The sequence below is a fragment of the Roseovarius sp. MMSF_3350 genome (assembly GCF_030733425.1).
GTDB lineage: Bacteria > Pseudomonadota > Alphaproteobacteria > Rhodobacterales > Rhodobacteraceae > Roseovarius.
Window position 1 is genome coordinate 1 of the sequence record NZ_JASHIZ010000036.1, and the last position, 8,646, is coordinate 8,646.

General features: G+C 61.7%; 19 protein-coding genes. All 19 read left to right on the top strand.

Annotation, left to right across the window (positions count from 1 at the left end; genetic code table 11):
* A partial coding sequence (locus RBB31_RS20320) for a hypothetical protein (protein WP_306131079.1) occupies nt 1-218 on the top strand: 218 nt, incomplete at its 5' end.
* Nucleotides 218-433, top strand: a complete 216-nt coding sequence (locus tag RBB31_RS20325; protein WP_306131080.1) for a hypothetical protein — start codon at nt 218-220, stop codon at nt 431-433. The genes RBB31_RS20320 and RBB31_RS20325, both read left to right, overlap by 1 nt.
* A complete protein-coding gene (locus RBB31_RS20330; RefSeq protein ID WP_306131081.1) occupies nt 433-750 on the top strand; it encodes a hypothetical protein in 318 nt (105 codons plus the stop codon). The genes RBB31_RS20325 and RBB31_RS20330 overlap by 1 nt, the downstream gene beginning before the upstream one ends.
* A complete protein-coding gene (locus tag RBB31_RS20335) occupies nt 747-1,418 on the top strand; it encodes a hypothetical protein (RefSeq protein WP_306131082.1) in 672 nt (223 codons plus the stop codon). The genes RBB31_RS20330 and RBB31_RS20335 overlap by 4 nt, the downstream gene beginning before the upstream one ends.
* Nucleotides 1,415-1,960: a hypothetical protein gene (locus RBB31_RS20340; protein WP_306131083.1), complete on the top strand. Its 546-nt coding sequence runs from the start codon at nt 1,415-1,417 to the stop codon at nt 1,958-1,960. The genes RBB31_RS20335 and RBB31_RS20340 overlap by 4 nt, the downstream gene beginning before the upstream one ends.
* Nucleotides 1,957-2,949, top strand: coding sequence for a phosphoadenosine phosphosulfate reductase family protein (locus RBB31_RS20345; protein ID WP_306131084.1), 993 nt, complete (start codon nt 1,957-1,959; stop codon nt 2,947-2,949). Before RBB31_RS20340 ends, RBB31_RS20345 begins: the two co-directional genes overlap by 4 nt.
* Complete coding sequence (locus tag RBB31_RS20350; RefSeq protein ID WP_306131085.1) at nt 2,946-3,239, top strand: hypothetical protein; 294 nt, start codon at nt 2,946-2,948, stop codon at nt 3,237-3,239. The genes RBB31_RS20345 and RBB31_RS20350 overlap by 4 nt, the downstream gene beginning before the upstream one ends.
* Nucleotides 3,240-3,243: 4 nt before the next feature.
* Nucleotides 3,244-3,477: a hypothetical protein gene (locus tag RBB31_RS20355; protein WP_306131086.1), complete on the top strand. Its 234-nt coding sequence runs from the start codon at nt 3,244-3,246 to the stop codon at nt 3,475-3,477.
* Between the two features lie 14 nt (nt 3,478-3,491).
* Nucleotides 3,492-3,677 (top strand): hypothetical protein, encoded by a 186-nt coding sequence (locus RBB31_RS20360; protein WP_306131087.1) that lies wholly within the window; start codon nt 3,492-3,494, stop codon nt 3,675-3,677.
* Between the two features lie 25 nt (nt 3,678-3,702).
* Nucleotides 3,703-4,122: a hypothetical protein gene (locus tag RBB31_RS20365; protein WP_306131088.1), complete on the top strand. Its 420-nt coding sequence runs from the start codon at nt 3,703-3,705 to the stop codon at nt 4,120-4,122.
* Nucleotides 4,115-4,330, top strand: coding sequence for a hypothetical protein (locus RBB31_RS20370; RefSeq protein ID WP_306131089.1), 216 nt, complete (start codon nt 4,115-4,117; stop codon nt 4,328-4,330). The genes RBB31_RS20365 and RBB31_RS20370 overlap by 8 nt, the downstream gene beginning before the upstream one ends.
* Nucleotides 4,331-4,342: 12 nt before the next feature.
* Nucleotides 4,343-5,341: a DUF2303 family protein gene (locus tag RBB31_RS20375; protein ID WP_306131090.1), complete on the top strand. Its 999-nt coding sequence runs from the start codon at nt 4,343-4,345 to the stop codon at nt 5,339-5,341.
* A gap of 319 nt (nt 5,342-5,660) precedes the next feature.
* The gene (locus RBB31_RS20380) at nt 5,661-5,933 is read left to right on the top strand and encodes a hypothetical protein (RefSeq protein ID WP_306131091.1); all 273 of its coding nucleotides are present in this window, start codon (nt 5,661-5,663) and stop codon (nt 5,931-5,933) included.
* 62 nt (nt 5,934-5,995) lie between these two features.
* A complete protein-coding gene (locus RBB31_RS20385; protein WP_306131092.1) occupies nt 5,996-6,340 on the top strand; it encodes a hypothetical protein in 345 nt (114 codons plus the stop codon).
* Complete coding sequence (locus tag RBB31_RS20390) at nt 6,337-6,645, top strand: hypothetical protein (RefSeq protein ID WP_306131093.1); 309 nt, start codon at nt 6,337-6,339, stop codon at nt 6,643-6,645. The genes RBB31_RS20385 and RBB31_RS20390 overlap by 4 nt, the downstream gene beginning before the upstream one ends.
* The gene (locus RBB31_RS20395) at nt 6,645-7,019 is read left to right on the top strand and encodes a hypothetical protein (protein WP_306131094.1); all 375 of its coding nucleotides are present in this window, start codon (nt 6,645-6,647) and stop codon (nt 7,017-7,019) included. Before RBB31_RS20390 ends, RBB31_RS20395 begins: the two co-directional genes overlap by 1 nt.
* 4 nt (nt 7,020-7,023) lie before the next feature.
* On the top strand, nt 7,024-7,242 hold the full coding sequence (locus RBB31_RS20400) for a hypothetical protein (protein ID WP_306131095.1): 219 nt from the start codon (nt 7,024-7,026) through the stop codon (nt 7,240-7,242).
* An 11-nt stretch (nt 7,243-7,253) separates the two neighbouring features.
* The gene (locus RBB31_RS20405; protein WP_306131096.1) at nt 7,254-7,454 is read left to right on the top strand and encodes a DNA-binding protein; all 201 of its coding nucleotides are present in this window, start codon (nt 7,254-7,256) and stop codon (nt 7,452-7,454) included.
* Between the two features lie 2 nt (nt 7,455-7,456).
* Nucleotides 7,457-8,548, top strand: a complete 1,092-nt coding sequence (xerC, locus tag RBB31_RS20410; RefSeq protein ID WP_306131097.1) for a tyrosine recombinase XerC — start codon at nt 7,457-7,459, stop codon at nt 8,546-8,548.
* Nucleotides 8,549-8,646 lie beyond the last annotated feature (98 nt).

Here is an 8,646-nt window from a genome sequence, read left to right on the forward strand (position 1 = left end):
ATCGACGTTTCTTCGATTTATGTGATCACCACATAACAAAAGAAGGAACGGCACCGATGAACACCCCGAGAATTCAGGCCCGCGCCGTCGCGGGAACGCCCAACGCACAGCACAGCCCCGCCCTGCGCCTTCTGGCATGGGCCATACTGAAGGCTGAACGCGGCCAGACGGTTTGCCAGCATCGCCTTCAGGTCAAAACCGCGAAGGGAGTCGTCTGATGGGAACGATGCCCGCCTTCGCCCGCTTCTGGATGGTCTGCCGGAAACCCACGGCCCCGCACCACAAGACCGAACCACGTCAGCGCTATTCGACATTCGCGGACGCCTTCACCGCCGCCAAGCGCCTTGCGCAACAGAACGACGCGCAGTTCGTGATCCTCGAGTCCATTGAAATCGTCCGCCCCGGCGACGCGGCAAACGGGGAACTGTTCTGATGCTGGCGCTTGCCCTTCACGACCGCGCTTTCGCGTTCCTGTCGCGCCTAGACACGCTCGACCCAACCGACCGGCGCGAAGCGTTCATAAACGAGGTTCTTGAAACCGGCGGTGTCTACGCCGCACCGCCCGACGATGCCGGATCGGGCCGGTTCGTTTTCGAAGTCGTTTTGCACGACATCCGCGCAACGGGCGCAACCGAAGATGCCGCCGTTTCGGCATGGATCGACGCAGCACAGGCCGAAACGGATTTCGCGGCGTGTGGCGACGCCTGCGCACGGATCGTCAGCCCGCATCACACGGATACGCTGGAATGACCCGTTGCCTTCGAATCCTAATCGGCTGCGAAACGTCCGGCATGGTGCGCAACGCGTTCCTCGATCGCGGGCATGACGCGTGGTCTTGCGACCTGCTGCCCAGCGATGACCAGACGAACCGGCATATGATCTGTGACATCCGCGACGTGCTGCATATGGACTGGGATGTTCTGGCCGTTATGCATCCGCCCTGCACCCGGCTTTGCAATTCCGGCGTCCGTTGGCTGCACACCCCCCCAGCGGGCAGGACCCGTGACGACATGTGGCGGGAACTGCATGAAGGGGCCGCACTCTTTTCCGCTTGCTGGAATGCCCCGATCCCCTGCGTCGCGGTCGAAAACCCGGTGATGCACAAACACGCGAAGGCGCTGATCAAAGGGTTCGAACCCGCCGCGCAGACCGTGCAGCCACACCAGTTCGGCGATCCCGCCTTCAAGGCAACCGGCCTTTACTTGCGCAACCTTCCCGGCCTGACCCCGACAAAGCGCCTCACACCACCGCGCCCCGGAACCCAGGCGCACAAGGAATGGTCCGCAATACACCGCGCGCCGCCCGGCCCAAACAGGTGGAAAGTTCGATCAAAAACCTTCCCCGGCATCGCAAACGCAATGGCCGATCAATGGGGCCAATTTGCCTCAAAGCATCTTGCACGGGACCTGACTCAATGAAATTTCTGCCGGACGATAACGACGCCATCGCCGCCAACGGCTTACCGAAGCGCGATGGTTTCGACACGCGGACACAGATCGCCATCGACAACCAGCTGCGCCGGATCGCGGCAACTCACGGGCTGACCGTGCGCCAACTGCTACGCCGCGGAATGGTGTCGATCAGAACCCTTCCACAGAATGCCGGTGCCGTGAAACCTGCCGGTGAACTGGCGGCAGGCCCCAGCGCCTGCCGCCCCTTTTCACCTGCCCAGGACAGCGACAACACCGACGCCCCGCCGCCACTCGCGGACAAGGGGACGCCCGCGACCTTCCATTGCCCCTTGTGGCCCGGTTGCGGATGTCCCCCCGGCGCGATGCACCCCGCCTGCCCCGGCCTGAAGGCCCGGCGCGGTGTCAGCGCCTATTGCCCGCCGATCCGGCCCAAGGCCCCGCAACGCACCCTGTCCGGCCCGCGCCTGCTTTTGATGTTCCTGATCGCCGGGGCGGCGACGGGCGCGTTCGTGTTCTTCATGATGATGATCGAGGCGGTACAGGGATGACTTCAACCGCTCACATCATCAACATTTCCGGCGGCAAAGACAGCGGCGCTTGCGTGGAATTGGCGCTGTTGCGCGGCAATCCGTTTCGCTCCGTCATTGCGGACACCGGAAATGAAAGTGAAATCACTTGGGAACACGTTGACAGGCTGTCGGACCACATCCGCGCCCGGATCGGCGGCGACGGAATCGAGGTTTATCGCGCTGATTTCACAGATCGTATCGCCAGAAAACGAAAGTTCGTTGCGGATAACTGGCCCAATCAAGGCGTTCCCGAAAGCGACGTTCAGGCGGCTCTTGAAATCCTGCAACCGACAGGAAACCCGTTCTTAGACCTCTGCATCTGGAAAGGTCGGTTCCCATCCCGTCGCGCTCAATTCTGCACGGAATTCCTGAAATACGAAGCGATCTGGCAACAATGCTTGATGCCAACGCTGCAGAACCAACCCGTCATTCAATGGATTGGAGTCAGGCGCGACGAAAGCGTTGCGCGGGCAAATGCTCAGTCTTGGCGAACCATGCGATCAACTGGCCTGCATCAGCTGCGATATTTTCAGCCGCTTATCCACTGGACCGCCGACAACGTGTTCAGCTTCACGCGGGCGCGAAATGCTCCGATCAATCCGCTTTACATGAAAGGGATGAAACGGGTCGGCTGTTTTCCATGCATCAACGCGTCGAAGAACGAAATTGAACAAATTTCCCGCCGCTATCCAGAAGCGATCGAGCGGATCGCCACTTGGGAAAGCATTGTAAAAAAAGCCTCGAAGCGCGGCGCGGCGACATTCTTCGCAAGCAAGACAACGCCACGCGGGGCGGCAATGGCGCGGGCCGGGATAAAGGGCGGCAGAAACGACGCCGACTTTCCAGATGCTTTCGAGGTAGCCGAATGGGCTAAGACCGACAGAACGGGGCGGCACCGTGACTGGATACTTGAAGCGGAACGCGAAGATGAAGGTTTGTGCGCGTCTCAATACGGGCTTTGCGAATGACCGTCGCACCCCAGCACTTCGACCGGATGCCGCGACCGCAACAGGCGGGCATCCTCGCCAACGACATCCGTTTCAAACGCTTCGTCGCCGTCCGCCTGCATCTGGCCCGCGAAGGCGCGGGAACGATCACGGTCAACACCAGCGCCGCCGCCGAATTCATTCGCTCCGAATGCCAGGTTGCCAGCCGCCGCGACCTCGCCACCGACACAGCCGCCGCGCAGCGCTTCGACGCCCTGCGCACCGAATTCGACGCGTTCACGGGCCGCATCGCCCGCCCTGAAAGGATCTGATCCGATGTCATCGCGACCGCTTTACGACCTGACCGATTCCGACCTGATGCTGCTGCACGTCCTGAAATCGAAACAGGCGATCGAGCCTGAAGGGATTGTCGCTCTCAGGTTTTGGGAACGCATGACGCGCCTTGGCCTGACCCAACCCTGCGACAGCCGCCCCGGCGACATCGAGCGTCGGCGCGGGGCCTTCGTCCGCCTAACGGCGGCAGGCGTCTATTTCCTCGAAACTCACTGACCAGGATCAATCCGATGCCGACCAACGAAATGAAGATTATAGCCGCCGCCCGCGCTTATGACCGGATTGGATTGCGCGAACGCGGATGGTCGGAAAACCAGATCGACCGGGCGTTTCGGCAAGTACCAACGCCCAGCGAGACCTCTCTGAAAATCGCCCGCGCGATGATTGAAGCCGCCGAAAAAATCCAAAGTCATTAACCCGCAAAAAGGAGTCCCGAACGTGATGACAAAGAAGAAAACACCGCCCCCGGCGGAACTGGTCGAAGAACACGATCCGTTCGCCATTCACAGCATCGAACAGCTGTTCACCCTGTTCGACGGCGGCGAATTCCTGATCAGCTTCATGGCCCAGCACCGCGAACTGATGCAGAAGATGCAGGACCATAACGAGGAATTCGGCCACAAGGGCGCGAAAGGCTCGATCAGCCTGAACCTGAATTATGAACTCGGCGGCGCGGGCGACCTCGGCATGTCTGCCAAGGCCGACTTCAACGGCCCGAAAAAGCCCGCCAGCCGCGCCGCCGCCTATGTGGACGGACAAGGCCAGCTGACCCTTTACAGCCCGCTCATGAAGCGGATGCAGGGCGGCGTCCGCGACGTGTCCGAATACGACCCCAAGACAGGGGAAATCAAGGATGTCTGACAATCCGAAACTTGGCGAAGGCCGGTGCGAGGATCACGCGTTCATCGGCGCATTCGACGCGGACGCCGGGCTGTTTATCCGCCGCGCCCCGAATGGTGGCTGGATCGTACAGGAAAACGCGCCAGCCTTCGCCGACCGAACGACTCTCGGCGCGTTCAGCACAACCGGCGATCTGCTGATCGCCCTTCAAAACTCACTAGGCCAATAAAGGAGTCCCGACATGGCTACCCACGAAACAGACGACACCGCCCGCGAAAACGTCGCCCAGACGATGCGCGACACGATGCAAAGCCTCGCGCCGCACGAGCCGATCGAGCAACCGGACGGCAACCCCTTCACGACGCCGCACCAGGTCGAAACCGCCAAGGATCGCCAGGTTCACGACTTCACGGAACAGCGCCGGAACGCCGCGCAGTTCTTCAAACCGGCCCGGCGCAAGGGAACGGCGCACATGTCGGACCTCGACAGCTTCATCGCGTGGGCGAACCGCTTCAAGGGCGACACGTCCGCGATGTTCGCGAAGCCGGACATGGAAAACCCGGCCCTGACCTGCATCGCCGACTACCACGGCGCAGGACCCGTGGACGTGACCACCGCCGAAGGCGATGACACGGCACGGCACCTGCATCACCGCGCGATCTACAATTTCCCCCTGTCCGACGAATGGAAGGCATGGATGCAGGTTTCGGGCAAGCCGCTCGGCAAGGACGAACTCGGCGAATTCATCGAAGAACAGGCGAAGGACATTCAGGACCCGACCCCGGCCATCCTGAAGGGCAAGCCCGACGCCAAGGCCGAAGCGTGGGAAAACCGGATGATCGAAACCGCGATGAAGATTGAAGGCAGGTTCGGCCAGCTGCGCCAGCTTCTCGATCTTACGAAGAACTTTCAGGTTTTCGAAAAGTCGAACCTGAAGGCAACGACCAACCGCGACACCGGGGAAAGCGAAATCCAGTTTCTGAACGAACACCAGACACCGGAAGGCAAACCGTTGAAGCTGCCGAACCTGATCATCATCGCGATTCCGGTATTCCGCAACGGGGCGCTCTTTCGGATGCCGGTTAGGTTCCGCTACCGCAAGAACGGATCGACGGTCGGCTTTATCCTGACGATCTACAACCCGCACAAGGCGTTCGATATGGCCTTCGATGAAGCGCTGGACACGGCAAAGGAACAGACCGAACTGCCGCTGTTCAAGGGATCGCCGGAAAGCGCCTGATCGCGATGCCCATCTGCCCGGACAGAATGAAACTCTACCCCGGCGGATCGATCCGATCCGCCGAATGGAAAGCCTTTCGCGCGTTCATTCTGTTCCGGGCCGCAAACCGCTGCGAAGGCACCCCGCAAAACCCCGACTGCCGCGCACCGAATGGTCATCGGCACCCCGAAACAGGGTCCAGGGTTGTTCTGACGATCGCCCACATGGACCACGACGAAACCCATGCCGATCCGCTGCGTTGCCGTGCCCTCTGCCAAAGGTGCCACAACGCATGGGACGCCCCGATGCGGGCCGAACGGCGCAAGCAGAAAGAAAGATCATGACCAATTCCGACGACGCCCAGCTTGGCGACGAGGTTCAAGACGTGGTGTCCGGTTTCGCCGGGATCGTGACCGCGAAAAACGAATTCCTGAACGGATGCAGACGCGCTTGCGTGTCGCCGCCGGTCGATAAGGAAGGGAAATTTGTCGAAGAACGATGGTTCGACATCGAGCAATTGCGCGTGATCCAGCGCGGCAAGGTCGCGCGGAAACCCGCGAACACCACCGCGATCACGACCGGCGGCGAACGCCCCGACCACCCCCCGCGCTGATGCCTCTTTCTGGCCCTGCCAAGCGCGGGGCCAGCGACGGACACCAGGAAAGGGAACAACCGATGTCAGACCCCCGGAAACCCATCTACCGGCCCGGCCAGGACGAACAAGAAAACTACCGCGTCATCGCGCACGATGTCCTGATGATCGCCACCCGCGAAGGCGCGAAAGCATTGAACACGACCGGCGCAAGCTTTGTCGTGATGGGCATGGGCATCTGGACCGCCGAACTCGCGGAACTGGACGGCAAGGCGACGGCGCAAATGCTGCGATCCCTCGCCGATCTGTTCGACCCCGCATCGAACGACGCGAAAAAGCGCCATGCCGAAAAGAAACGCCAAACCGCCGTGAACCGGATTTTCGCGCAACTCGATCTTGAAATGTCGAAACCGGCGGGTTCGGCATGATCTGGTTTGTCGAAGAACGCGGCATCGCCGGGAACTGGACCCCGTGCCTCTATCACGGCGACAAACCCACGGCGACGCGGATTTCTGCGCCGGATCGCGTATTCCGCGCCGATCCCGTCAAGGTGCCTGACTTTCTCGACGGCCTCGACGGCATGAAGATCGGGCAGTTCCTGTCGCCTGACGGCGAATTTCACGGCCTGCGTACAGAAGGGCAGATCGCCGTCGCCAACATGCTGCGCCAGCCGGGCGAGTCCGCGATCTATATCCCGGCGGAATGGTGGTCGAGTGACCAAGGGGGAAATTGATGGTAGCGTACAACTTTCAGCCCATATTCGCGAAGCCGGTCGAAATCGGCCGGAAACGCCAGACGATCCGCGCGCACCGCAAGGACGGACGCCACGCCAAGCGCGGCGACGCGCTGCAGCTCTATACCGGAATGCGGACAAAAGCCTGCCGCAAGCTGCGCGACGCAACCTGCACCGCGACGATCCCGGTCAGGATCGAGGCGCAGCGCCTGACGGTCGGCAACACCGATCTGCGGGCGATCGGCATCGCGGGCGACGAAATGCTGATGGACATTTTCGCCCAGGCGGACGGCTTCATCGACTGGCAGGACATGCGCGATTGGTTCCAGAAAACCCACGGCCTGCCCTTCAGCGGCGTTCTGATCAAGTGGTGATGCGATGACCGACCGAACACCTTTCGCCGTAGAGCCGCAAGCGCTCACATGGGCGCGGGCCATCACCGTTTTCACGACTCTGCATCCCGAATGGTATAATTGGCGCGTCAGCGACGCCGCCGGGCAGATTATGAAAATCGCCAATGGCAACTTGAATCCGGCTCTTGTCGCACCTCTGTTCAGTGATCTTGTGCGGCAAACCGGCCTCGATCCAATCGAGTAGGACCGCAACCCATGCCCAGCCTCGATTTCCCTCCACGACTGATGCCCGCGCCCGTCGCCGCGCGCTATATCGGCGTGTCGGAATCGACGCTGCGCACCCTCGACATCCCGCGCCGGGAACTCGGATCGAAGCGCCTTTATGACAGGTTCGATCTTGACGCCTACGCCAGCGATCTGCCCTATGAAGGCGGGGCGCCCGTAGACGGATGGTGAAAATGAAGCTGAATTATCCCGGCCTGACGGCCCGCAAGCGCGGGGCGAAAACCGCGTGGCGCGTCCGCGTGGAAGGCAACCCGAACCGCAAGATCACGATTTCGGTCGGGCCGGATCACGCCGATTTCCCCGAACACTACGCCGCCGCCCGCGCCGGTTACAAGCTGGACGCCCCGAGGGATGTCAGCCCGGATCGCGGGTCAATGGCATGGCTGTTCGGCCTCTATCTCGACCACCTGTCGCGCCAGGTTGACGCGGGCGCGGCCTCCCCGCTGACGCTGAAGGAACGCCGCAACCTGTCGCGCTTTGTCCTTGATCAGAAATCGGAACAACAGCGGTCACGGGGCCGACCCTACGCGACCTTGCCCGCCACGATCCCGGCGGGCGAACTTACCGCCTTCAAGGATCGCATGGCGGCGACCCCAGGCAAGGCGCGGAATGTGTGGAAGCTTGGAGTCGCGGCCTATGATTTCGGCCTCGAACGCGGTCACGTCACGGTCAACCCGTTCCGCGCGGTCCCGCGTCCGGCCTACAGGTCACAAGGCGGGGCGCAGCCGTGGTCGATCGATGACCTGTCACGCTATCGCGACGCGCACCCGCCCGGCACGACCGCGCACCTTGCGCTGACCCTGTTCATGTTCACGGCCTGCCGGATCGGCGACGCCTACCAGCTGGGGCGGCAACACGAACAGCGCCACGGCGATCAGAAATGGCTTGCTTGGCAACCGTCGAAGAAAGGATCGAGGTTCGTTCAAATCCCGATCCTGCCACCGCTGGAAAAGGCGCTGCAGCTGCGAACCGTGATCGGCACAACCTACCTGACCACGGAACAGGGCAAGCCCTTCGCCAGCGCCGAAGCCCTGCGCAATCGGTTCAAGAAATGGTGCGTCGCCGCCGGTTTGCCCGACAGATCGTCGCACGGCATCCGCAAAGCCGCCGGGCATCTTCTGGCCCTGCATGGCGCGACGCAATACGAAATCATGTCGATACACGGCCACGCGAACGCGGCGACATCGCAAGTCTACACGGAAACGGTCGAACGGATGCGCTTGGGCGAAATGGGCGCATCGAAATTGGCGGGTTTGGACTGGTAATGTGGACCCAACCCCGTTAGAAACGGGTCCACAATCCGAAAAAACCGCCTGATTGCAATATCATAGCTTGCCCGGTTTACGTCCCTCCGGGCCTACCA

Excerpts from the sequence above, each read along its gene's own strand:
- RBB31_RS20325 (WP_306131080.1), top strand. The coding sequence starts at position 218 with ATGGGAACGATGCCCGCCTTCGCCCGCTTCTGGATGGTCTGCCGGAAA.
- xerC (WP_306131097.1), top strand. The coding sequence starts at position 7,457 with ATGAAGCTGAATTATCCCGGCCTGACGGCCCGCAAGCGCGGGGCGAAA.
- RBB31_RS20360 (WP_306131087.1), top strand. The coding sequence starts at position 3,492 with ATGCCGACCAACGAAATGAAGATTATAGCCGCCGCCCGCGCTTATGAC.
- RBB31_RS20395 (WP_306131094.1), top strand. The coding sequence starts at position 6,645 with ATGGTAGCGTACAACTTTCAGCCCATATTCGCGAAGCCGGTCGAAATC.
- RBB31_RS20355 (WP_306131086.1), top strand. The coding sequence starts at position 3,244 with ATGTCATCGCGACCGCTTTACGACCTGACCGATTCCGACCTGATGCTG.
- RBB31_RS20370 (WP_306131089.1), top strand. The coding sequence starts at position 4,115 with ATGTCTGACAATCCGAAACTTGGCGAAGGCCGGTGCGAGGATCACGCG.
- RBB31_RS20400 (WP_306131095.1), top strand. The coding sequence starts at position 7,024 with ATGACCGACCGAACACCTTTCGCCGTAGAGCCGCAAGCGCTCACATGG.
- RBB31_RS20390 (WP_306131093.1), top strand. The coding sequence starts at position 6,337 with ATGATCTGGTTTGTCGAAGAACGCGGCATCGCCGGGAACTGGACCCCG.
- RBB31_RS20350 (WP_306131085.1), top strand. The coding sequence starts at position 2,946 with ATGACCGTCGCACCCCAGCACTTCGACCGGATGCCGCGACCGCAACAG.
- RBB31_RS20375 (WP_306131090.1), top strand. The coding sequence starts at position 4,343 with ATGGCTACCCACGAAACAGACGACACCGCCCGCGAAAACGTCGCCCAG.
- RBB31_RS20385 (WP_306131092.1), top strand. The coding sequence starts at position 5,996 with ATGTCAGACCCCCGGAAACCCATCTACCGGCCCGGCCAGGACGAACAA.
- RBB31_RS20330 (WP_306131081.1), top strand. The coding sequence starts at position 433 with ATGCTGGCGCTTGCCCTTCACGACCGCGCTTTCGCGTTCCTGTCGCGC.
- RBB31_RS20345 (WP_306131084.1), top strand. The coding sequence starts at position 1,957 with ATGACTTCAACCGCTCACATCATCAACATTTCCGGCGGCAAAGACAGC.
- RBB31_RS20380 (WP_306131091.1), top strand. The coding sequence starts at position 5,661 with ATGACCAATTCCGACGACGCCCAGCTTGGCGACGAGGTTCAAGACGTG.
- RBB31_RS20365 (WP_306131088.1), top strand. The coding sequence starts at position 3,703 with ATGACAAAGAAGAAAACACCGCCCCCGGCGGAACTGGTCGAAGAACAC.
- RBB31_RS20340 (WP_306131083.1), top strand. The coding sequence starts at position 1,415 with ATGAAATTTCTGCCGGACGATAACGACGCCATCGCCGCCAACGGCTTA.
- RBB31_RS20335 (WP_306131082.1), top strand. The coding sequence starts at position 747 with ATGACCCGTTGCCTTCGAATCCTAATCGGCTGCGAAACGTCCGGCATG.
- RBB31_RS20405 (WP_306131096.1), top strand. The coding sequence starts at position 7,254 with ATGCCCAGCCTCGATTTCCCTCCACGACTGATGCCCGCGCCCGTCGCC.